We start from the raw sequence: 21664 nt of genomic DNA, 5'->3' as shown, positions 1-21664 counted from the left end.
CGTGCGTGCACACGCAGCGCCGATAGACTTCGCAGCCATGAGCGAAGCCCACCCCGCCTCGACCGGCCTGCTGGCGTCCATCACCTGTCCGGGTGACCTCAAGCGCCTGACCCCCGAGCAGCTGACGCTGCTGGCCGCCGAGATCCGCGACTTCCTGGTGGCCAAGGTGTCGCGCACCGGCGGTCACCTCGGGCCCAACCTGGGCATCGTGGAGACGACGCTGGCGCTGCACCGGGTCTTCGACTCCCCGCGGGACAGCCTGCTCTTCGACACCGGCCACCAGGCGTACGTGCACAAGATTGTCACCGGCCGCCAGGACGGCTTCGACCTGCTGCGCCAGCGCGGCGGGCTGTCCGGCTACCCGAGCCAGGCCGAGAGCGAGCACGACCTGATCGAGAACTCGCATGCCTCGACCGCTCTCTCCTACGCCGATGGCATGTCGAAGGCGTACGCGCTGCGGGGTGAGGATCGCCATGTGGTGGCGGTGGTCGGCGACGGCGCGCTCACCGGCGGCATGTGCTGGGAGGCGCTCAACAACATCGCGGCCGCGAAGAACCGGCTGGTCATCGTCGTCAACGACAACGGGCGCTCGTACGCGCCGACGATCGGCGGGCTGGCCGACCACCTGTCGACGCTGCGGCTCAACCCGGGCTACGAGCGGGTGCTCGACCTGGTGAAGGAAGCGCTCGGCTCGACGCCGGTGGTGGGCAAGCCGGTCTACGAGGTGCTGCACGCGGTCAAGAAGGGCATCAAGGACGCGGTCAGCCCGCAGCCGATGTTCGAGGACCTCGGCCTGAAGTACATCGGGCCGGTCGACGGCCACGACGTGGAGGCGATGGAGTCGGCGCTGCGGCGGGCCAAGGGCTTCAACGCGCCGGTCATCGTGCACGCGGTGACCCGCAAGGGCTACGGCTACCGGCCGGCCGAGCTCGACGAGGCCGACCGCCTGCACGGCCCGGGCAGCGCCTTCGACGTCGAGACCGGCAAGCTGCTGGCCAAGCCGTCGGTGAAGTGGACGCACGTCTTCGCCGAGGAGCTGGTGAAGATCGCCGACGAGCGGCCGGACATCGTCGGCATCACCGCCGCCATGGCCGAGCCGACCGGCATCGCCGCGCTCGCCCGCAAGCACCCCGACCGGGTCTACGACGTGGGCATCGCCGAGCAGCACGCCGCCACCAGCGCGGCCGGCCTGGCGATGGGCGGGCTGCACCCGGTCGTCGCCGTCTACGCCACGTTCCTCAACCGCGCCTTCGACCAGGTGCTGCTCGATATCGCCATGCACCGGCTGCCGGTCACCATCGTGCTCGACCGCGCGGGCGTCACCGGGCCGGACGGCCCGAGCCACTACGGCATCTGGGACATGAGCGTCTTCGGCGTGGTGCCGGGCCTGCGCATCGCGGCGCCGCGCGACGCGGACACCCTGCGCGAGGAGCTGCGCGAGGCGGTCGCGGTCGACGACGGGCCGACGATCGTACGGTTCCCGACCGGGTCCGTGGCGCCCGCGACTCCCGCCGTGCGCCGCCTCGGCCAGGTCGACGTGCTGCGCGAGAGCGACCGGAAGGACGTCCTCCTGATCGCGGTCGGCTCCTTCGCCGGTCTCGGCCTCGAGGTCGCCGACCGGCTGGCCGAGCAGGGCTACGGCGTCACGGTGGTCGACCCGCGCTGGGTCCGCCCGGTCCCGGTCGAGCTCGTCGGTCTGGCCGGCGGGCACCGCATGGTCGTCACCCTCGAGGACGGCATCCGGGCCGGCGGGGTCGGCGACGCCGTGGCCAGCGCCCTGCGCGACGCGGCCGTGGATTTGCCGCTGCGCGACTTCGGCGTGCCCACCGGCTTCCACCCGCACGGCACCCGGGCCGAGATCCTGGCCGCGCTGGGCCTGACCGCGCAGGACATCGCCCGCGACGTGACCGAGTGGGTGTCCCGTCTGGAGGAGGCGGCCGAGCCGCAGACCTTGCCGTAAAAACTCCGGAAGTACCGCAAAGCGGGCGGCACAACGGCGCTTCCGTTATGCACTCGTTATTTTTAGGCGATGGAAGACACCGCCGGCATGGTCGTTATCGATCTTGGGCTCGAGCGCGGCGAACCGCCGACGTACGACTCCCCGGGCCGGCCGACGGTGCCGCTGTGGTTCCCGGCCGCGATCCTGGCCGTGGTCGTGCTGATGCTGACCGCGGGCTCGGTCGCGCCGGCCCGGTCCCCGCTGGCGACGATCTTCCGGCTCCAGGTCGGGCCGGCCGACACCTACGCGCTGAGCGGTGACGGCCAGCTGCTCGCCCAAACCTTCGGGCTCCTGACCTCGTACGACCTGACCAGCGGCCAGATGCGGTGGCAGGCCGGGCAATCGACCCCGGCGTACCGGCTGCGGCTGAGCGAAGACCTCGTCCTCATGCGCCCGTGGACGACCGGGGCCACCGAGCCGGGCACGACCGCGGTCTCGGTCTTCACCGGTGCCTCCCAGTGGGAGCGGCCGGGCAACGTGATCACCGTGGCCGGCTCGTCCCGGCTGCTCGCGGTCTCGTCGGTGCGCAGCCTCACCGGCACCGGCCGCCGGGTGCAGGGCCCGATCGAGGCCGTCGACTCGACGACCGGGCGCACCCTGTGGACGGTGCCGGTGCCGTCCACCGCCGTCCTGCTCGGCGTGCCCGGCGTCGCCGACGAAAGCTCCCGCATGCTGCTGGTGCACGACAACCGGACGTTCGCCGTGCACGACCTCGACACCGGCAAGCTGCTGGCCACGGCCAAGGTGCCGGCCGCCGACTACAACCCGGACAATCCCGTGGTGGCGGACGGCAAGATCCTGCTGCGGCACCCGGGTGAGGCGGGGGCGGAGATCTCGGCGTACGACCCGGTCACGCTCAAGCAGCTGTGGACCGAGCCGGCCGGAAGCTCGTACCAGATGCAGGCTTGTGGTGTTCTTGCCTGCCTGAGCGGCGCGGGTGGGGTGCGCGCGATCGACCCGGCGACCGGGGACACCCTCTGGACCCGGCGCGGATGGCAGGAGATCGAGCAGTTCGGGACGCTCTTCGTCGCCTACGGCGGCACCGACGGCACCATCCCGCTCGGCGTGGTCGACGTCGAGACCGGCGCCCTCCGGCTCTCGCTGCGCGGCTGGCGGCCGGTGACCGGGGGCGGGGAGGACGGCAACCTGCTGCTCGTCCGGGCCGCCGACACCCGGGGTCGTACCATGGTCGCCGTCGCCCGCCCGGGCGACGCACGGCCGCGGGTGCTCGGCGCCCTGCCGGCGGGTACCGGGGACTGCCAGGCCGCACCCAGCCGGCTGGTGTGCCGCACGATGTACGGCGAGCTGGTCGTCTGGTCGTACCAGGAGTCGTATCAGGAGGGTTGAGGCCTTGGCGTTGATCGAGCTGGACCTGACCGCCCAGCCCGAGCCGTCACCACGCCGCTCGATCCCACCCGCCTACCGCTACCGCCTGCCCGGCCTGGCGCTCGCCGCCGTCCTGCTGCTCGCCCTCGGCGGCGCCGCCCCCGCCGGACCCACGGTCTGGCGCTATCTCGGCGCCGTGCCCGCGGTCGAGAGCGGCGGCGCGCAGTCCCGGCTGGCCGGCGACCGCGTCTACACGATGACCGTGCTCGGTGCCGAGCGCAGCGCCACCGCCTGGCAGGTCGGCGACCCGCCGCGCAAGCTGTGGAGCGTCACCTATCCGGCCCGCCGGACCACCCCCGACGACGTCGGCTTCGGCGGCGCCGACGCCCATCCGGCCGGCGACCAGGTGCTCTTCACCGACGGGCCGGCGACTACGGCGGTGGACGCCCGCAGCGGCCACGTCCTTTGGCGCTCCCCGGTCACGGTCGGCGCGCTGCCCGGCAACCGGAACGGGCTCTCCATCACCCAGGTGTTCCGGCCCGGCACGGTCTATGACCAGGCCTCCGGTGACCCGGGCCTGCTCTACTTCTCGTCGACCGGCGAGCCGCACACCGAGCCGCCGGTGCGTACCGAGGTGCACGGCGTCGACCTGCGCACCGGCGCCGACCGCTGGACGGTCGCGCTGCCCGGCTCGGTGAACGTGCTGCCGGCCCCCGGGAACGACCCGGCCGTGCTCGTCGTCGCCTCCGACCGCCTCGACCGGATCGACGGGAACACCGGCGCCATTACGCGCAGCGTCGCGCTGCCCAAGATCGGCAAGGTCGGCCCGACCGGCGGCGAGCTCGCCGGCGGCATGCTGGTGGTCCGCTACGGCGCGTACGGCGCGGCCGGGCAGGAGGTCGGCTACGCGCCGGACACGCTCGAGAAGCGCTGGCAGCGCGCGGTGCCCGAGGTGCTGCTCGACCCGCCCGGTTGTGCCGGCGTGCTGTGCGCCGGGCCGCGCACGAACCTCGAGGTGCTCGACCCCGCCACCGGCCGGACCGCCTGGCACGCGCCCGCCACCGTCGACCTCACCGTGCAGAGCGGCTACGTGGTCGAGGTCGACATCGACTCCGGCAACCCGGTGCGGCTGGTCGACCCGGCGACCGGCGCGACCCGGGTCGATCTCGCCGGGTGGTTCGGCGGGATCACCGACGACGTCGAGCTGCCGCTCGTGGTCCGCCGCGCGCTCGACGCCGGGCGCAGCGCCTTCGGGGTCGTGTCCGGCGGCCGGGTCCAGCTGCTCGGGGCGAGCGCCGGGCCGGTCAGCGACTGCACGGCCGGAGCGCGCTACGTGATGTGCCGCGGCAACGAGGGTCTTCAGTTCTGGCGATACCGCGCACAATGAAATCCTCGTGAGCCACATCGTCATCGATCTCGGTGAGGTGCCGGATCACCGGGCCACGCCGGCCGAGACCCCGGCGCCCCGGCCGCCGGTGCCCTGGCGGGTGCTGCTCGGCGCGCTGGCCGTCGTGCTGGTGGCGCTGCTCGGCGGGGCGGCCGCCCGGCATCGGCCGGAGGCCCCGGTCGTCATCCCGGCCCGGCTCGGCGACACGACGTACCTCTCCGGGAATCGCTTGTTCCTGGTCGGCACCGGCGGGGTGGAGAGCAGCACCCCGCAGGCCCGCACGATCTCCACCTACCGGCTCCCGGCCGCCCGGCTGGTCAGCCGCACGACGGTGTCGATCGCGGGCGCGGTGGTCGGCGTCGAGCAGGTCGGCGACATCCTGGTGGTGGGATATCAGATCGACGCCAGTGGCAGCCAGGAGGTGGTGGCGCAGCGGGCGGGCGCAACCAGCGGCGCCCTCTGGCAGCGACCGGCCCGGCTCATCGGCGTCTCCGGAAACGGCGGCGTGGTCCTGGTCAGCGAGGAGGACGGCGATGTCGCGATCGACGCGCGTACCGGCGAGGAGCGCTGGCGGGTCGCGCGGCCGGTCGACGGCTTCATCGCCGAGACCGACAGCGGGAACGGCTATCCCGAGTGGCTGATCGTCCTGACCGGCACCGGCGCCCTGGAGACCTGGGACGCGCACACCGGCCGGCCGATCGCCTCGACCACCGCCACCGTCGGCGTCGACCGGATCAACGGGCTGATCTGGCCGGTCAGCAACCTGCTGCTGGTCGCGGCCGGGCACGGCTACGACGGATACCGGCTGCCCGGCCTCCACCGGCTCTGGCGTACCACCGCCGACCTGTCGCAGAGCTGGCTGCAGTCCGACTGCGGCACGGTGATCTGCACCTTCCACCAACAGCGGGGAATGACGGTGCTCGACCCGGGGACCGGGCGCCGACTCTGGGACTCCGACCGGTGGGGGTACGCCGAACCGCTCGGCCCCTATCTGCTGGCGACCTCGGGCCAGGTTGACGGGGGCGCCGACCTGCCCTCGCTCACCGTGCTCGACCCGGCGACCGGCCGGGTCCTCGGCGACTTCGGCGCGTGGCAGGGGCTCGGGCTCGCCCCGCACGGACTGATCTACGGCAAGCGCGACGTCCCCGGCAAGTACCAGGTCTACTACGGTCTGCTCGACCCGGCGAACCGCTCGATCGAGCCGCTCGGCCGGGCCGACCGCGTCTCCGGCGGCTGCGAGGTCGGCGGCGGGGTGATGACCTGCCGGCTGATCGACGCCTCGGTCGCCGTATGGCGCCTTCGGTAGCCTTCTCTTACGGCCTCTTCACATCGGGTCATGGAGGCTGTTGGCCTGCGGTTTGCTCGGGAGGGTCGTGCGGTGCGCGTGCTGGTGGTGGAAGACGAGCGGAACCTGTGCGACGCGATCGCCCGGGGTCTGCGGCGCAAGGGCATGGCGGTCGACGTCGCGTACGACGGATTGCAGGGCCACGAGATGGCGTACGTGACCCGTTACGACGTCGTGGTCCTCGACCGTGACCTGCCCGGCAAGCACGGCGACGAGATCTGCGCCGACCTGGTCGCCTCGGGCGCGCTGACCCGGGTGCTGATGCTGACCGCGAGCGGCACGGTCGCCGACCGGGTCGAGGGCCTCCAGCTCGGCGCCGACGACTACCTGGCCAAGCCGTTCGCCTTCGAGGAGCTGGTGGCCCGCGTGCAGGCGCTCGGCCGGCGCGCCACCCCGGCCGCCCCGCCGGTGCTCACCGTCGGCAACCTGATGCTCGACCAGACCCGCCGGGTGGTGACCCGCGGCGGGGTGCCGATCGAGCTGACCAACAAGGAGTTCGGCGTGCTGGAGGAGCTGCTCAAGGCCCGCGGCGGCGTGGTATCCAGCGAGGAGCTGCTCGAGCGGGTGTGGGACGCGAACACCGACCCGTTCACCACCACGGTCCGGGTCACGGTGATGACCTTGCGGAAGAAGGTGGGCGATCCGCCGCTGATCGAGACCGTGGTCGGCGCCGGCTACCGGGTGCCCGAGCCGGTCGGCCTCTCATGACCGTCTACCTCGGCCGCACCCGGCGCAAGCTGGAGCTCAACCTCCGGCCCACGCTGCGGCTGCGGCTCACCCTGCTCAACGGCATCCTGCTGGTCGGCGCGGGCGCGATCCTGGTGCTGCTCGCCTGGCTGCTGGTGGGCGACGCCATGCACCCGGTCGACGCGCTCAAGGACGGCTCGACGGTCACCCTGGCCAACGGCTCGACCCGCGACGCGATCACCTGGCAGACCGGGCTGGTCGACCGCGCGTCGCGCGAGGTGCTGGTCAAGGGCCTGGTGGCGTTGCTGGCCATCGGGATCATCGGCATCGCCGGGGCGTACGCGGTGGCCGGCCGCGCCCTGCGCCCGCTGCACGCCGTGACCCAGACCGCCCGCCGCCTCGGCGAGGAGACGCTCGACCAGCGCATCCGGTACTCCGGGGCGGACGACGAGGTCGCCGAGCTGGCCCGCACCTTCGACGCGATGCTCGACCGCCTGGCCGGCGCGTTCGAGGCGCAGAAGCGTTTCGTGGCCAACGCGTCGCACGAGCTGCGCACCCCGCTGGCGGTCATGCGCACCGAGATCGACGTGACCCTGAGCGACGACGAGGCCGACGTCGCCGAGTACCGCCGGATGGCCAAGGTCGTGCGCAACGCCTCCGAGCGGGCGAACGGCCTGGTCGACGCCCTGCTGGTGCTGGCCCGCTCGGAGGCACAGTCCGGCCGCCGCCTGGTCCGCAAGGTCCCGGCCGACCTGGCGACCAGCGTCTACAACGCGCTGTCGGCGGTGAAGGCGGAGGCCGAGCGCATGAAGCTGGACGTGACGACCGACCTGCAGCCGGCCCACGTGGTGGGCGACCCGAGCCTGCTCGACCGCCTGGCCGGCAACCTGATCGAGAACGCGATCCGCTACAACCACCTGCTCGGCAAGCTGTGGCTGCGCACGTCGGTGGCCGAGGGCCAGGCCCGGCTGATCGTCGGCAACACCGGCTACGAGGTCGAGCCGGCCGACGTGCCCGGCCTGTTCGAGCCCTTCCGCCGCGGTGGCTGGGAGCGCACCGGTTCCCGCGGCTCGGGCCTGGGCCTCTCGATCGTCCGCGCGGTGTGCGACGCGCACGGCGGCACGGTCTCGGCGGTGGCCCAGCCGGGCGGCGGCCTCGAGGTGACGGTCGCGCTGCCGACGGCCGACGCGACGCCGGTGGTGGCGGCGTCGGCCACGGTGCCGCGCGGCAAGAACGTAGGCCTGGCCACCTGACCTCAGCCCGGCTTCGCCCGGCTCGGCCCGGCTTGGCCCGGCTTCGCTCTGCTCACCTTGGCGCGCCCGGGTGGCCTTGCTCTGCTCACCTTGGCGCGCCGGGTGGTCAGGCGGCCTGGGTGGCCTCGCGGCGCACTGCCCGCCAGCGGGAGGCGGTGATGCCCAGCTCGGCGGCGATCTCGGCCTCGGTGAGCGACGGGCGTTCGGCCTTGATCTGGTTGGCCAGGGCGACGGTCTCGGCCGGGGTGCGTCGTGGCTTCGCGGTGCCGACCGACGCCGCGGTGGCCTTGCCCGTGGCCGCCGGCGATGGCCCGGAGACCTTGCTGGTGGCCGTCTGCGGTGGCGCGGAGACCTTGCTGGTGGCTGCCCGGGATGGCGCGGAGACCTTGCTGGTGGCCGCGCGGGATGCCGCGGAGACCTTGCTGGTGGCCGCCCGGGATGCCGCGGTGCCTCGTTGAGCCGGGACCGAGCGGGCGGCGGCGGTGGCCGGGACGGGCTTCGCGGACTCGGTCGTGCGGGAAAGCGCGGCGGCGATCTGGGCCCGGGCGCGATGGTCCATCGGGGCGTTGCGGCCGGCGGCGGGTGCGGGGACGCTGCGAACCGGCATCGGCGTCGGAATCAGGTCGGGAATCGTCGACTCGACGGGTGCGGCGTGATCGAACGCGGTGGCGGGACCGGCGGCGGGACCGGTGGCGGCCGGACGGACGGCGGCGGGCGCTGCGGTGGCCGCGGGACGGACGGTGTCGGGCGCTGCGGTGGCGGCGGGACGGACGTTGGCGGCCACCGCGGTGGCGGGCACTGCGGTGGCGGTGGCGTCGGGGGTGGCCGGGACCGGAGCTTCGGCGGTGTGCTCGAGGGTGGCGATGCGGCCGCCTAGTTCGACCAGGCAGATGCTGGCCACGACGATCAGGCCGTCTACCGAGAGGGGCAGCAAGTAGGGGGAGGCGCCGGTCTCGCCGTAGCGGGCGGCTACGCCGGCCATGTGCCAGTACGAGACCCAGGCGGCTATGCCGGCGATCGTGGCGGTGGCGAGCAGGCGGGTGGCGGCCAGCCAGCGGCGGTGGACCGGGACCCGGGAGATCAGCTCGACGGTGAGCAGCAGGGCGAGTGGGGGCCAGGCGGCGATGGCCTGGCTGATCGGGTTGTCCAGGGCGTGCAGGACGTTGGCGACGACCGACGCGGCCACGCCCAGAAACAGGGTGGCGCGAACCGCCCACCGGACGCGACGCAGGTGCTGCAGGACCACCACCGGAAGTTCTCCTCGGCTGCTCGAACGGTCTGAGGTCCGGACCATCCTGACCGAGGCTGGTTACAACAAGGCTCCCGGCACGGAACCGAGTCCGGTCCGTGCCGGGAGCGAGACGACCATGTGATCGTGTCGGGCGGCGTGTCGGCTTGACTAGCTCTTCTTCTCGACCTGGGCCCGCAGCTTCGGGAACTCGGTCTTGGCCTTGGACACCGACTTGTCGTACCAGATCAGCATGCCGATGCTGCCGTCGTCGGCCCAGCTGCACAGGGTCATGTCGGTGCCGGAGGCGTCGGCGGTGCCGCACTTGGCCGAGCCGCCGAGCGAGCCGGTCGGGGCCGAGGAGATGCTGGAGACCTTGAGCCCGCCGATGCCGAGGCTGGAGAACATCTGGTCGAGCGTCTTGGCCGGGTCGTCGACCGGGGCCTCGGCCGCGGCGACCACCACGATGTCCTGCTTGCCGACGGTGCCGTAGAGGGCGCCGATCGAGTCGGTCGCGCCCGGGTACTGGCCCAGGGCCGACTTCAGCGCGTCGGCCATGCCGGCGAACTGCTCGTCGGTCAGCTTCGGGCGGCCGCCCAGCGTCTTGGGCGCGGCGATCGTGACCTTCTGCGCCGCGGGCTGGGTGGGCTCGTCGGTCGGGGTGGCCGGGCCGGTCGGCTCGGTGGTGGCCACGGGATCGCTGCTCGTGGTGGTGTCGTCGGACTTGTTCTTGAGCGTCATCGCGGCCGCGATCGAGCCGCCGACGCAGAGCACGAGCACGATGCCGATGACGGTGAGGACGATCGGCAGCGCCTTCGACTTCTGCTTGGGCGGGGTGGGCGGCGGCGGGAACCCGGGCTGGCCGTAGTCGGACTGCGCGTACGCCTGCTGGCCGTACTCGGGCTGACCGTACTGCGGCTGCTCGTAGGACGGTTGGCCGGACGACGGGTAGGCCTGGGTCGGCGGGTAGCCCGGCTGCGGCGGCACCGAGGTCGGCACGTCGGGGTTGGGCTGGCCGTAACCGGGCTGGCCGCCGTAACCGGGCTGGCCACCGTAACCCGGCTGGCCGCCGTAATTGGGTTCGCCACCGTAATTGGGCTGGCCGCCGTAGTTCGGCTGACCGCCGTAGTTGGGCTGGCCGCCATAGTTCGGCTGGCCGCCGTAATTGGGCTGGCTGCCGTAGTCGGGCTGCTGTCCCGGGTACTGCTGGCCCTGATACGGCTGACCCGACGAGGGCTGGCCGGAGGAAGGCTGCCCGGGGTAGGGCTGGCCGGAGTATGGCGGCTGCGGGGGCTGCGACATCAGGGCTCCATCAATAGCTAGACCGTTGTCGAGCCTATCGGTAGTGGGCAACCGCCGTAGCCCCCACCACCGGGCGGTAGATCACAGCCGACCGGACAAAACCGCCGGGAAGGCGACAACGCCCCGCACCGGGCGGGTGCGGGGCGTCGTCGATCGGACTGTTCAGGCGGGCAGGCTGCCCACACCACGGGGGAGGAAGCGCTTGCCGGTCACCTTCTCGGCGATGCCGCTGCGGTCCAGGTACGGCGTGACGCCGCCGAGGTGGAACGGCCAGCCGGCGCCGAGCACCATGCACAGGTCGATGTCCTGGGCCTCGGCGACCACGCCCTCGTCGAGCATGATCCGGATCTCCTCGGCCAAGGCCGCGAGGGCTTTCTCGCGTACCTCCTCGGCCGTGAGCGGAGCGGAACCGCCCGCGACCAGCTTGACCACCTCGGGGTTGATCTCGTCGTCGTCCATCAGCGGGAGGCCGGCGTCGACGATCTTCTTGAGGTTGGGGCTGTCGAGAAAGCGGTCCGGGAACGCGTGGTGCAGCGTCTCGCCGACGTGGTAGGCGACGGCCGGCCCGACCAGCTGGAGTAGCGCGATCGGCCGCATCGGCAGGCCCAGCGGGTCGAACGCGGTGTCGACCACGTCGAGCGGGGTGCCGGCGTCGACCGCCTGGAAGACCTCGCTGGTGAAGCGCGTGAGCACCCGGTTGACCACGAACGCCGGGGCGTCCTTGACCAGCACCGACGACTTCTTCAGCTCACGACCGACGGCGAAGGCGGTGGCCAGCGTGGCGTCGTCGGTCCGCTCACCCTTGATGATCTCGAGCAGCGGGAGTACGGCGACCGGGTTGAAGAAATGGAAACCGACGACCCGCTCGGGGTGCTCGAGATCGGCCGCCATCTCGGTGACCGACAGCGAGCTGGTGTTGGTCGCGAGGATCGCCTCGGGGGAGACGATCTTCTCGAGCTCGGCCCAGATCTGCTTCTTGAGGTCGAGGTTCTCGAAGACGGCCTCGATCACGAAGTCGGCGTCGGCGAAGACGGACTTGTCGACCGAGCCGCTGACCAGGCCGCGCAGCTTGGCCGCGGTGCCCTCGTCCATCCGGCCCTTGGCCACGGTCTTGTCGATCTGGCCGAGCACGTAGCCGACGCCCTTGTCGACCCGGGTCTGGTCGAGGTCGGTCATCACGACCGGCACCTGGAGCCGGCGGGCGAACAGCAGCGCGAGCTGGGACGCCATCAGGCCGGCGCCGACGATGCCGACCTTGGTGACCTTGCGGGCCAGCGACTTGTCGGGCACGCCGACCGGGCGCTTGGCCCGGCGCTGGACGAGGTCGAACGCGTACAGGGAGGCCCGCGCCTCATCGCCCATGATCAGATCGGCGAGCGCCTCGGTCTCGGCCGCCGTGCCGTCCTCGAACGTCGCGTCCTTGGCCAGCGCGAGCAGCTCGAGCGCCTTGTTGGCGGACGGGACCGCGCCGTGCAGCTTGGCGTCGAGCTGCTGCTTGGCGAAGAACAGCACGCCGTCCCACATGTCCTTGTCGACCTCGGGACGCTGCGGCGTCACGTCGCCCTTGACCACCGAAGCGGCCCAGGCGAGCGAGCTCTCCAGGAAGTCGGCGGCCTCGAAGAGCTCGTCGGCCACGCCCAGCTCGCGGGCCTGCTTCGGCCGGAGCACCTTCTGGGTCAGCGGGTTCTGCAGGATGACCTGGGCCGCGCCGGGCGCGCCGATCAGGTTGGGCAGCAGCTGGCTGCCGCCCCAGCCGGGCACCAGGCCGATCGCGACCTCGGGCAGGCCGAGCGCGGCCGCGCCGGTGGACACCGTGCGGTAGTGGCAGTGCAGCGCCACCTCGAGCCCGCCGCCGAGCGCCGCGCCGTTGATGAAGGCGAACGTCGGGATCTGGCTGTTCTTCAGGCGGGCGAAGACCCGGTGCCCGAGCTCGCCGAGCTCAAGGGCCTGTTCCCGGGACGTGAGATGCGGAATGCCGGTGATGTCCGCGCCGACGCAGAAGATGTACGGCTTGCCGGTCACGGCGATGAAGGCCGGGTCGCCGGCCGTCGCCGCGGTGATCGCCTCGTCGAGCGACGCCAGGCCGCCGGGGCCGAAGCTGTTCGGCTTCTTGTAGTCGAAACCGTTGTCCAGGGTGATCAGGGCGGCCTTCTTGGCGAGCCCGGGCACCTGGACGAAACGGACGAGAGCCTTGGTTACTACCTCGTTCGGGTGCGCGATGGTCACTTCGACTCCCAGTTCGGGTTCTCCCAGATCACGGTGCCGCCCATGCCGATGCCGATGCACATGGCGGTGAGGCCGTAGCGGACCTCGGGGTGCTCGGCGAAGTGCCGGGCCAGCTGGGTCATCAGCCGCACGCCGGAGGAGGCGAGCGGGTGACCGATGGCGATCGCGCCGCCCCACGGGTTGACCCGCGGGTCGTCCTCGGCGATGCCGTAGTGGTCGAGGAAGGCGAGCACCTGCACGGCGAACGCCTCGTTCAGCTCGAACAGGCCGATGTCGTCGATCGTGAGGCCGGCCTTCTTCAGCGCCTTCTCCGTCGACGGGATCGGGCCGTAGCCCATGATTTCCGGCTCAACGCCGACAAATCCATAAGAAACGAGTCGCATCGCGACCGGCAGGCCGAGCTCACGGGCCGACTCCTCGTCGGCGAGCAGGGCCGCGGTGGCGCCGTCGTTGAGACCGGCCGCGTTGCCGGCGGTGACCCGGCCGTGCGGGCGGAACGGCGTCTTCAGCGTCGCCAGCTTCTCCATCGAGGTCTCGCGGGGCGCCTCGTCGACGGTCGCGAGGCCCCAGCCCTCCTCGGCACTGCGGATCGCCACGGGCACCATGTCGGGCTGGAGCTTGCCGTCGGCGTACGCCTTGGCCGTTTTGATCTGCGAATTGAGGCCGTAACGGTCGACCCGCTCCTTGGTGATCTCGGGCAGGCGGTCGTGCAGGTTCTCCGCGGTCGAGCCCATGACCAGCGCGGACGGGTCGACGAGCTTCTCGGCCAGGATGCGCGGGTTGGGGTCGACGCCCTCGCCCATCGGGTGCCGGCCCATGTGCTCGACGCCGCCCGCGATCGCGAAGTCGTAGGCGCCCATCGCGATGCCGCCGGCCACGTTGGTCACCGCGGTCATCGCGCCCGCGCACATGCGGTCGATCGCGTAGCCCGGGACCGTCTTGGGCAGGCCCGACAGGAGTGCCGCCGTGCGCCCGATGGTGAGGCCCTGGTCGCCGATCTGGGTGGTGGCCGCGATCGCCACCTCGTCCACCCGCTCGGGCGGAAGCTGAGGATTGCGCCGCATCAGCTCCCGAATGCAGCGAATGACCAAGTCGTCGGCGCGGGTCTCGGCATACATGCCGCCCGCCTTGCCGAACGGGGTGCGGACGCCGTCGACAAAGACGACCTCACGTACTTCACGGGGCACAGCAAGCCTCCTCGCAAGCCAGTTAAGGCGATGCTACTCGTCAGTAACTAAGGCGTGCCACCGCCCCCGCGAAATGTCACAGGCGGTTTTGTCGCGCTACTCCACCCCACCCCGTTCACTGGGTGGGGCGGACTCTAGGGCTCGCCTACGACATTCTGTGCGCGTCGTCCCCAGGCGGGGTGGACCATTCGCCGGGATCGGATGGCGGCCATGAGGACTTCGGGACAGCGGACGGCTGCGCTCCCGGGTGCGGCCAGAGGTCGCCGTAAGGGAGGCCCACGGCCTCCGGATGGGTGGCGGCGGGTGCGGGCCGCGGCGGTGCGGTCTCCGGCTGCGGGGCCTCGGCCGCCGGTCGCGGCGAGGCGGCCGCCGGCCGGGCGGGCCACGTCGCCTCCCTGATGGCGGCGAAACTGGCCTTGAGGTGCCGCTTCAGATATCCCGCGAACGGCGGCTCGACGAAGCGTTGCGCCGCCCAGGCGAGCAGGAGCACACCGGTGATGACCAGCGCCAGCAGCACCCAGGCCGGAACGACTCCGTGGCCGTGGGTGATGGCGATGCGGCCGCCGAGCAGGCTCCAGAGCAGCAGGTTCGGCCCGAAGCGGTGGATCAGGTAGAGCGCGAGTCCACGTTCGGCACGCCGCTCATGAAGCCGGTCAGCATGGTCAGGTTGTAGAGCACGTCGGCCTTGGCGGGGCCGGCCGACTTGAGCGGCCAGATCGTCAGCGCCGCCGCGGAGACGACCACCGCCACGACGTACAGCGGCATCAGCCGGGTGACCCGCGAGAGGAAGAACTCCGGCAGGGTCCGTCCCCAGCTGCTCATGCAGATGACGAACCCGCTGATGACGAAGAAGCACTCGACGCCCATCCAGCCGAGCCCGAGCCCGGACACCAGGGCGCCGCCGAAGAGTTCGCGGGTGTCCGTGCCGTAGAGCGGGATCGGTCAGGCCGGAAGGTCGGGAAGCACCTCCGCGAGCTGTACGGCGAGCAGCGTGACCTGCCAGTTCCGGGCGCCGAAGCCGCGCAGCGTGTCGCCGACCGTCTGGGCCGAGACCTCGTCCGGCGGTGACCAGGCCAGCCGCCGGATGTAGTCGGGGCTGATCAGGTTCTCGGGCGGCAGGTTGTTGGCCTCGGCCGTGGCGATCACGACCTGACGGCAGCGGGCCAGCCGGGCGGCGGCGACCGGGTCGCGCTCGGCCCAGCGGTGCGGTGGCGGCGGCCCGTCCATCGGCTGGTTGACCGGGAGGGCGTCGTCGGGCAGGGCGCGCGCCTCGTCGAGCGCGTCGAGCCAGACGCGGGCCAGGCGGCGGACCGAGCGGCCGCCGAAGCCGGGGATGGCCAGCAGCGTGCGCTCGTCCTTGGGGTCGAGCTCGGCCGCGGCGACGATCGCCGAGTCGGGCAGCACCCGGCCCGGCGCCGAGTCGCGGCGGGCGGCCACGCCGTCGCGGGCGAACCAGAGGGCCCGCACCCGGGACTGGGCCCGCGCGCCACGCACGCGGTGTATTCCGGAGGTCCGGCGCCAGGGGTCGGGGCGGACCCGGGGCGGACGGTCGGCGCTGGCCACCAGCGCGGCGAACTCCTCGGCCGCCCACGCCGCCTTGCCCTGGCGTTCCAGCTCGGCGGCGAGCAGGTCGCGCAGGTCGGTGAGCAGCTCGACGTCCAGGGCCGCGTACGTCAGCCACGACTCGGGCAGCGGCCGGGTCGACCAGTCCGCCGCCGAGTGGTGCTTCTCCAGCGAGTACCCGAGCAGCTGCTCGGTCAGCGCGGCCAGCCCCACCCGCTCGAAGCCGGCCAGCCGGGCGGCCAGCTCGGTGTCGAACAGGCGGCGCGGCTTCATGCCGAGCTCGGCCAGGCACGCGAGATCCTGGCTGGCGGCGTGCAGGACCCACTCGCTCTCGGCCAGGGCGGCGTCGAGCGTACGCAGATCGTCCAGCGGCAACGGGTCGATCAGTACCGTGCCGGCGCCGGCCCGGCGCAGCTGCACGAGGTACGCGCGCTGCGTATAGCGGTAGCCGGAGGCGCGCTCGGCGTCCACGGCGACGGGGCCGCTGCCGGCCGCCATCCTGGCCACGACCTCGGCCAACTCGGTGTCGGACTCCACCGGGCGGGGAGTGCCCTCGCGGGGGGCGGTCAGCGGGACGGCGGCGGGCAGGGGGTCGGGACCGCCAGACGTCGGGTCGGGCGGCTCGGGGAGCGGTCGTCCGTCCCCTGCCGGCTCTGGCTCGTCCCGACGGCGCAGGGGTGCTTCGTCGGTCACTCCGTAACCGTACGGGTGCGTCACCCCCGCATGATGCAGCCGGGTACCGGCGCGTCGGTTCTCGATCGAAATCGGACTCATCCGCAGCGGCCTTTCGTCCGTACTACCTCTCGCAGCGCCGAGACCCGGGAGGCCGTGCCGGATGACCACCACGTACGACCCGTTCATCCCTGCCGACGGCACCGACCAGCGCCGATACGACGGGCGGCGGCGGGCCGAGGAGCGGGATCCGTGGGGTGCCGAGCCGCAGTATCAGCAATATCAGCAGTTCCAGCACTACCAGCAGCCCTGGCCGACGGTGGCGGTCGATCCCGAGCCGGCGCCGGAGAGATCGCGGGGTCGGGTCAAACCGGTGCTGGCCGGACTGGTCGCCGTTCTGGTCGGGGTGGCGGCCTGGCAGGCGTACCGGATCGAGTCGATGAACACCGACAACGCCGCCATGCACTCGGTCCTCGCCGCCGAGAAGGACCGCACCGACCGGCTGGAGAAGCAGCTCGCCGGGGTCTTCGATCCGGAGGCGGTGAGCTCGCGCGTGCTTCCGAGCGTCTTCCGGGTACGCGCGGGGGAGTTCACCGGCACCGCCTGGTCGGTCGGCCGGAAGGCCGCCGGCAACCAGTCCAACCTGCTCACGAACTATCACGTGGTCGCCGAGGTGTGGACCGGCGGCGGCCGGTCGGTGACCCTCGAGCGCGGCAGCACGAAGATCAACGCGACGATCGTGAAGGTCAGCAAGGGCAAGGACCTGGCACTGCTGCGCGCCAACCAGGCGATCGCCGGCCTCCCCACGGCGACCGCCCAGGTCAAGCCGGGCCAGCAGGTGGTGGTGGTCGGCGCGCCGCTCGGCCTCGACGACACGGTGACCACCGGCGTGATCAGCGCCTACCGTCCGGACGACCCGGACGGGCCGACGATCCAGTTCGACGCGCCGATCAACCCCGGCAACTCGGGCGGTCCGGTCGTCAACGCGAACAACCAGGTGGTCGGCCTGGCGACGGCGAAGGCGAAGGACGCCGAGGGCATCGGCCTGGCCATCCCGGTGAAGACGGCCTGCGCGACGTTCGATGTGTGCTGAGAGAAGGACCTAGCCGACCCGGTGGCGGTCGTTGAGGGCGGTCACGCCCGGCGGCGGCAGGCCGGCCGTCGACGCGAGCATCGCGCACCACCCCAATAGGTGCGCGGCCGTGTCGGTGGAGGTGGGCGTCCAGGACGCTCGTACCTCCAGGTCGGCCGTCGGCGCCGGGCCGGCCAGCTCGCCGAACCGGGTCGAGGCGGTCTGCGTGATGGTGCCGCCGATCGCCGTGTAGGCCGCCTCGTGCTGCTCGAGGCCGTCGGTCAGCCAGGTCCAGGCGACCGCCGGCAGCAGTGGGTCGCCGGCCATGTCCGGCTCGAGCTCGGCCGTGACCAGGGTGACCAGCCGCAGGTCGCCGCGCCAGGCCTCGTGCCCGGCCGGGTCGTGCAGCAGGATCAGCCGGCCGCTGGCCACCTCGTCGCCGGCCCGCAGCACGGTGGCGCTCAGCGCGAACGAGAACGGCGCCAGCCGCTGCGGCGCGGCGATCTCCTCGAGCAGGATCTCCGGCCGGGGCGCGGCCGCCCGCAGCCCGTCGACGGCGCGCGTGAACGCCTCGGGGGTAGCGGAGGGGGTCGCCATGCCCGGAAGCCTATGCCGATCACCGGGGTTACTCGTCGATCGCCGCGCCGTGGTGTCTGGCACGATTGCCCGGTGACTGCGAACGATTCAGCCCTCGTGCGGGCGTGCCGCGGCCTCGACGTGCCGCACACCCCGGTCTGGTTCATGCGGCAGGCCGGGCGTTCGCTGCCCGAGTACCGCAAGATCCGCGAGGGCATCGGCATGCTGGAGTCCTGCCGGCGGCCCGACCTGGTCACCGAGATCACCCTCCAGCCGGTCCGGCGGCACAACGTCGACGCGGCAATCCTCTTCAGCGACATCGTGGTGCCGATCGCGGCGGCCGGCGTCGACCTCGACATCGTGGCCGGCACCGGGCCGGTGGTCGCCGATCCGATCCGGAGCGAGAACGACCTGCGGCGCCTGCGCCCGATCACCGCCGACGACGTCTCATTCGTGGCCGAGTCGGTGCGCCTGCTGGTCGGCGAGCTCGGCGCGACCCCGCTCATCGGTTTCGCGGGCGCGCCCTTCACCCTGGCCAGCTACCTCATCGAGGGCGGTCCCTCGCGGACCTACACCAGGACCAAGGCGATGATGTACGGCGAGCCGGGCCTCTGGCACGCCCTGATGACCCGCCTCGCGGGGATCACGCTGGCGTTCCTGCGCACGCAGATCGCGGCCGGCGTCAGCGCGGTGCAGTTGTTCGACTCGTGGGCGGGCGCGCTCTCCGAGGCCGACTACCGCGAATACGTCCTGCCGCACTCGCGCGAGGTGCTCGCCGGGCTGGCGAACGAGGACGTCCCGCGCATCCACTTCGGCGTGGGCACCGCGGTGCTGCTGCGGGCGATGGGCGAGGCCGGCGCGGACGTGGTGGGCGTCGACTGGCGTACGCCGCTGGATCAGGCCACCGAGGTCATCGGCCCCAAGGCCGTGCAGGGCAACCTCGACCCGGCCGTGCTCTTCGCGCCCTGGGAGGTCGTCGAGCGGGAGGCCCGCCGGGTGGTCGAGCAGGGCCGCGCCGCCCCAGGCCACGTCTTCAACCTCGGCCACGGCGTGCTGCCGGAGACCGACCCCGACGTGCTCACCCGCCTGGTCGAGCTCGTCCACTCGCTGTAGGGATCACACCGGCGGACCCCGGTGGCCGCCGGGGCGTCCCGCCTGGGATGGTGGACTACGTGCGGAAGCGGGTTGCGGTCATCGGCGGAGGCATCGCCGGCCTCGCCGCCGCCGTGCGTCTGCGCGACCTGACGCCGGCGACGACCGACATCATCGTGTACGAGCAGAGCGGCGTTCTCGGCGGCAAGCTGCGCACCGGCGAGCTCGGCGGCCTGCCCGTCGAGCGCGGCGCCGAGTCGTTCCTGACCTCGGCCCCCGACGGCGGCGAGTCGGCGGCCGTGGCGCTCGCCCGCCATCTCGGTCTCGACCTGGTGCATCCGGCCCGGGTGCCGGCCGCGCTGGCGGTCGGCGGCCATCTCGCGCCGATCCCGGCCGGCACCCTGATGGGCGTGCCCGCCGATCCCGGTGCCGTGGCCGGCATCGCCCGGGCCACCGCGCACGACGCCGACGAGGGCCGTCCGCTGCTCGCCGAGGGTGCCGACGTGGCCGTCGGCGACCTGGTCCGCGCGCGGTACGGCGACCAGATCGTGGACCGGCTCGTCGACCCCCTGCTCGGCGGCGTCTACGCCGGCCGCGCCGACCGCTTGTCGCTCGAGGTGACCGCGCCGCAGCTGGCCCGGGCCGCGCGGGTGGAGCACACCCTGGGCGCGGCCGTGCGCGCCGTCCAGCGAGCCAAGGCGCCGACCGGCCGCCCGGTCTTCAGCGCGGTCCGTGGCGGCATGTCCCGGCTGGTCTCGGCGGCGGCGACGGCATCCGGCGCCCGCATCAGCCTCGGCCTTCCGGTGCGCGACATCGCCCGCACCGCCCACGGCTGGCGGCTGTTGCTGGGAGCCGCCGCGTCCGCGCCGTCCGCCGGGCCGGCCGCCCGCAGCGGCACCGCGCCCATGCCGCAGACCGACGACGTCGACGCCGTGATCATCGCGGTGCCGGCCCGTCCCGCCTCGCGCCTGCTGGCCGGCATCTCGGCCGCGGCCGCGGAGGCGGTCGGCGTCCTCGACTACGCGAGCGTGGCGCTGGTCGGGCTCGCCCTGCCACCGGGCACGCCGCTGCCGGCGCTGTCCGGCTTCCTGGTGCCGCCGAGCGAGGGCACCCTGGTGAAGGCCGCCACCTTTTTTACGCAGAAATGGCCACACCTGACCCCGCGGCGGCCCGGATTCTCCACGCCGGGCGCCGGTAGCAACCGGACGCCGGAGAGCGGGCCGGTGATCGTGCGGGCCTCTCTGGGCCGCGCCGGGGAGCAGGAGCGCCTCCAGTTCGACGACGAGGTGCTGCTCGAGCGGGCCCGCCGCGAGCTCGGCGAGCTGCTCGGCGACGAGCTGCCGCCGCCGGCCGCGGCCTGGGTCCAGCGGTGGGGCGGCGGCCTCCCGCAGTACGCGCCGGGCCACCGCGACCGGGTGGCGTCCGCGCGGGCCGCGCTGCCGCCGGGGCTGGCGCTGGCCGGCGCCGCCTTCGACGGTGTCGGCATCCCGGCGTGCATCGCCAGCGGCGAGAAGGCCGCCGAAGACGTGAGCAAGTCCTTGGAGGAAGCATGAGCGAGCAGACGAACGCGGCCCGGATCAACGAGCTGAACGCCACCATCCGCTACACGATGTGGTCGGTGTTCCGGGCGTCCACCCCGCTGCCGGCGTTGCGCGACGAGCTGGCGAGCGAGGTCGACGGGCTCTTCGAGCAGCTCGCGGGCAAGGACGTGACGATCCGCGGCACGTACGACGTCTCCGGCCTGCGCGCCGACGCCGACGTGATGATCTGGTGGCACTCGGGCTCGTCCGACGCGCTGCAGGAGGCGTACGGGCTGTTCCGCCGCACCGGCCTCGGCCGGCACCTGAGCCCGGTCTGGTCGCAGATGGCGCTGCACCGCCCGGCCGAGTTCAACAAGAGCCACCTGCCGGCGTTCCTGGCCGGCGAGGAGGCGCGGCCGTACATCTGCGTCTACCCGTTCGTCCGCTCCTACGAGTGGTACCTGCTCCCCGACGAGGAGCGGCGGCAGATGCTGGCCGAGCACGGGCGGCTGGCCCGCGGCTACCCGGACGTGCGGGCGAACACGGTGGCGTCGTTCGCGCTCGGCGACTACGAGTGGATGCTCGCCTTCGAGGCCGACGAGCTGCACCGGATCGTCGACCTGATGCGTGACCTGCGGGCGTCGACGGCGCGGCGGCACGTGCGCGAGGAGGTCCCGTTCTACACCGGCCGCCGGCGCTCGGTCAGCGAGCTGGTGGCGGCGCTGCCCTGAACATCGGAATGTGCGGAATGCCGTCTTCGATGAACTCCGGCCCGGTCTGTTGGTATCCGAACTTGGCGTAAAAATTCTTGAGGTACGCCTGGGCGTCCAGAACGCTGGGCTTCGCGCCGATGATCGTCAATGCCTCGGCCATCAACCGGGCGGCCAGGCCGTTGCCCCGCGCCTTGACCGCGGTCACGACGCGGCCGATGCGCAGCACGTCGCCGTCGTCCAGAACGCGGAGATATGCCCCGATCTCGCCGTCGTGATTTATCCAGATATGGCGGGTTGAGGGCTCGGTGTCCCGGCCGTCCGGATCGAGGTAGACGCACTCCTGCTCGACGACGAAGACCTCGCTCCGCAGCTTCATGATCGCGTAAAGAGTGCCGGCGTCGAGCTCGTCGAACGAGGAGGTTCGCACGCCGTCGCGGGGTCCCGGTCGCATGTGGCAGATCGTATGGCGGCGCGCCGTCACCCGTATCGGGGCCGCCCGTTGTACGGATGGAAGCC

Annotated in this window: 19 protein-coding genes; 10 read left to right on the top strand and 9 right to left on the bottom strand. The window is 72.6% G+C overall.

The genetic code is table 11. From position 1 onward, the window contains the following. Nucleotides 1-37 precede the first annotated feature (37 nt). The 6 genes from dxs to ACQP2F_RS38805 all read left to right on the top strand — a co-directional run bounded on the left by dxs (nucleotide 38) and on the right by ACQP2F_RS38805 (nucleotide 7997). A complete protein-coding gene (gene dxs / locus ACQP2F_RS38830; protein WP_433296611.1) occupies nucleotides 38-1960 on the top strand; it encodes a 1-deoxy-D-xylulose-5-phosphate synthase in 1923 nt (640 codons plus the stop codon). Between the two features lie 69 nt (nucleotides 1961-2029). Beyond that, complete coding sequence (locus ACQP2F_RS38825; RefSeq protein ID WP_433296609.1) at nucleotides 2030-3346, top strand: PQQ-binding-like beta-propeller repeat protein; 1317 nt, start codon at nucleotides 2030-2032, stop codon at nucleotides 3344-3346. A gap of 4 nt (nucleotides 3347-3350) precedes the next feature. After that, a complete protein-coding gene (locus ACQP2F_RS38820; protein ID WP_433296607.1) occupies nucleotides 3351-4712 on the top strand; it encodes a PQQ-binding-like beta-propeller repeat protein in 1362 nt (453 codons plus the stop codon). 7 nt (nucleotides 4713-4719) lie between these two features. Next, nucleotides 4720-6018: a hypothetical protein gene (locus ACQP2F_RS38815; RefSeq protein ID WP_433296605.1), complete on the top strand. Its 1299-nt coding sequence runs from the start codon at nucleotides 4720-4722 to the stop codon at nucleotides 6016-6018. A 72-nt stretch (nucleotides 6019-6090) separates the two neighbouring features. Then, nucleotides 6091-6765 (top strand): response regulator transcription factor, encoded by a 675-nt coding sequence (locus tag ACQP2F_RS38810; RefSeq protein WP_433296603.1) that lies wholly within the window; start codon nucleotides 6091-6093, stop codon nucleotides 6763-6765. Then, nucleotides 6762-7997, top strand: a complete 1236-nt coding sequence (locus ACQP2F_RS38805) for a sensor histidine kinase (RefSeq protein ID WP_433296601.1) — start codon at nucleotides 6762-6764, stop codon at nucleotides 7995-7997. The genes ACQP2F_RS38810 and ACQP2F_RS38805 overlap by 4 nt, the downstream gene beginning before the upstream one ends. Nucleotides 7998-8103: 106 nt before the next feature. On the opposite strand, the gene ACQP2F_RS38800 is transcribed toward ACQP2F_RS38805, so the two are convergent. The 7 genes from ACQP2F_RS38800 to ACQP2F_RS38770 form a co-directional block, all read right to left on the bottom strand. After that, the gene (locus ACQP2F_RS38800; RefSeq protein WP_433296599.1) at nucleotides 8104-9246 is read right to left on the bottom strand and encodes a DUF2637 domain-containing protein; all 1143 of its coding nucleotides are present in this window, start codon (nucleotides 9244-9246) and stop codon (nucleotides 8104-8106) included. Nucleotides 9247-9396: 150 nt separating this feature from the next. Continuing rightward, the gene (locus ACQP2F_RS38795) at nucleotides 9397-10527 is read right to left on the bottom strand and encodes a hypothetical protein (protein WP_433296597.1); all 1131 of its coding nucleotides are present in this window, start codon (nucleotides 10525-10527) and stop codon (nucleotides 9397-9399) included. A 162-nt stretch (nucleotides 10528-10689) separates the two neighbouring features. Next, nucleotides 10690-12753 carry a 3-hydroxyacyl-CoA dehydrogenase NAD-binding domain-containing protein gene (locus ACQP2F_RS38790; RefSeq protein ID WP_433296594.1) on the bottom strand — a complete coding sequence of 688 codons (2064 nt, stop codon included), beginning with the start codon at nucleotides 12751-12753 and terminating at the stop codon, nucleotides 10690-10692. After that, nucleotides 12750-13940 (bottom strand): thiolase family protein, encoded by a 1191-nt coding sequence (locus tag ACQP2F_RS38785; RefSeq protein ID WP_433296591.1) that lies wholly within the window; start codon nucleotides 13938-13940, stop codon nucleotides 12750-12752. Before ACQP2F_RS38785 ends, ACQP2F_RS38790 begins: the two co-directional genes overlap by 4 nt. Before the next feature lie 145 nt (nucleotides 13941-14085). Continuing rightward, on the bottom strand, nucleotides 14086-14457 hold the full coding sequence (locus tag ACQP2F_RS38780; protein WP_433296589.1) for a hypothetical protein: 372 nt from the start codon (nucleotides 14455-14457) through the stop codon (nucleotides 14086-14088). An 89-nt stretch (nucleotides 14458-14546) separates the two neighbouring features. After that, the gene (locus ACQP2F_RS38775; protein ID WP_433296586.1) at nucleotides 14547-14831 is read right to left on the bottom strand and encodes an acyltransferase family protein; all 285 of its coding nucleotides are present in this window, start codon (nucleotides 14829-14831) and stop codon (nucleotides 14547-14549) included. 51 nt (nucleotides 14832-14882) lie between these two features. After that, entirely contained in the window at nucleotides 14883-16196 is a 1314-nt protein-coding gene (locus tag ACQP2F_RS38770) for an HRDC domain-containing protein (protein WP_433296584.1), read from the bottom strand. Between the two features lie 142 nt (nucleotides 16197-16338). Between ACQP2F_RS38770 and ACQP2F_RS38765 the strand changes: the two genes are divergently transcribed. Beyond that, entirely contained in the window at nucleotides 16339-17268 is a 930-nt protein-coding gene (locus ACQP2F_RS38765; protein WP_433296582.1) for a S1C family serine protease, read from the top strand. A 9-nt stretch (nucleotides 17269-17277) separates the two neighbouring features. Here the strand turns inward: ACQP2F_RS38765 and ACQP2F_RS38760 are convergent, their stop codons facing one another. Continuing rightward, entirely contained in the window at nucleotides 17278-17844 is a 567-nt protein-coding gene (locus tag ACQP2F_RS38760) for a DUF3000 domain-containing protein (protein ID WP_433296579.1), read from the bottom strand. A gap of 12 nt (nucleotides 17845-17856) precedes the next feature. Here ACQP2F_RS38760 and hemE point away from each other — a divergent pair, with 12 nt between their 5' ends. Genes hemE through hemQ form a run of 3 tightly spaced genes read left to right on the top strand, consistent with a single transcriptional unit; the run spans nucleotide 17857 to nucleotide 21166 of the window. Then, nucleotides 17857-18936, top strand: a complete 1080-nt coding sequence (hemE, locus tag ACQP2F_RS38755) for a uroporphyrinogen decarboxylase (protein ID WP_433296577.1) — start codon at nucleotides 17857-17859, stop codon at nucleotides 18934-18936. A gap of 47 nt (nucleotides 18937-18983) precedes the next feature. Then, complete coding sequence (gene hemG / locus ACQP2F_RS38750) at nucleotides 18984-20468, top strand: protoporphyrinogen oxidase (RefSeq protein ID WP_433296575.1); 1485 nt, start codon at nucleotides 18984-18986, stop codon at nucleotides 20466-20468. Continuing rightward, a complete protein-coding gene (gene hemQ, locus ACQP2F_RS38745) occupies nucleotides 20465-21166 on the top strand; it encodes a hydrogen peroxide-dependent heme synthase (RefSeq protein WP_433296572.1) in 702 nt (233 codons plus the stop codon). The genes hemG and hemQ overlap by 4 nt, the downstream gene beginning before the upstream one ends. Here the strand turns inward: hemQ and ACQP2F_RS38740 are convergent. After that, complete coding sequence (locus ACQP2F_RS38740) at nucleotides 21138-21599, bottom strand: GNAT family N-acetyltransferase (protein WP_433296570.1); 462 nt, start codon at nucleotides 21597-21599, stop codon at nucleotides 21138-21140. The genes hemQ and ACQP2F_RS38740 overlap by 29 nt on opposite strands. Nucleotides 21600-21664 lie beyond the last annotated feature (65 nt).

The organism is Actinoplanes sp. CA-030573 (genome assembly GCF_050951115.1).
Taxonomy (GTDB): domain Bacteria; phylum Actinomycetota; class Actinomycetes; order Mycobacteriales; family Micromonosporaceae; genus Actinoplanes.
Note: the sequence above shows the minus strand (reverse complement) of the source record. Positions and strands in the feature narration are given on the sequence as shown.

Excerpts from the sequence above, each read along its gene's own strand:
- dxs (WP_433296611.1), top strand. The coding sequence starts at position 38 with ATGAGCGAAGCCCACCCCGCCTCGACCGGCCTGCTGGCGTCCATCACC.
- ACQP2F_RS38825 (WP_433296609.1), top strand. The coding sequence starts at position 2,030 with ATGGAAGACACCGCCGGCATGGTCGTTATCGATCTTGGGCTCGAGCGC.
- ACQP2F_RS38805 (WP_433296601.1), top strand. The coding sequence starts at position 6,762 with ATGACCGTCTACCTCGGCCGCACCCGGCGCAAGCTGGAGCTCAACCTC.
- ACQP2F_RS38795 (WP_433296597.1), bottom strand. The coding sequence starts at position 10,527 with ATGTCGCAGCCCCCGCAGCCGCCATACTCCGGCCAGCCCTACCCCGGG.
- ACQP2F_RS38765 (WP_433296582.1), top strand. The coding sequence starts at position 16,339 with ATGACCACCACGTACGACCCGTTCATCCCTGCCGACGGCACCGACCAG.
- ACQP2F_RS38760 (WP_433296579.1), bottom strand. The coding sequence starts at position 17,844 with ATGGCGACCCCCTCCGCTACCCCCGAGGCGTTCACGCGCGCCGTCGAC.
- hemE (WP_433296577.1), top strand. The coding sequence starts at position 17,857 with ATGCCGATCACCGGGGTTACTCGTCGATCGCCGCGCCGTGGTGTCTGG.
- hemG (WP_433296575.1), top strand. The coding sequence starts at position 18,984 with ATGGTGGACTACGTGCGGAAGCGGGTTGCGGTCATCGGCGGAGGCATC.
- hemQ (WP_433296572.1), top strand. The coding sequence starts at position 20,465 with ATGAGCGAGCAGACGAACGCGGCCCGGATCAACGAGCTGAACGCCACC.
- ACQP2F_RS38740 (WP_433296570.1), bottom strand. The coding sequence starts at position 21,599 with ATGCGACCGGGACCCCGCGACGGCGTGCGAACCTCCTCGTTCGACGAG.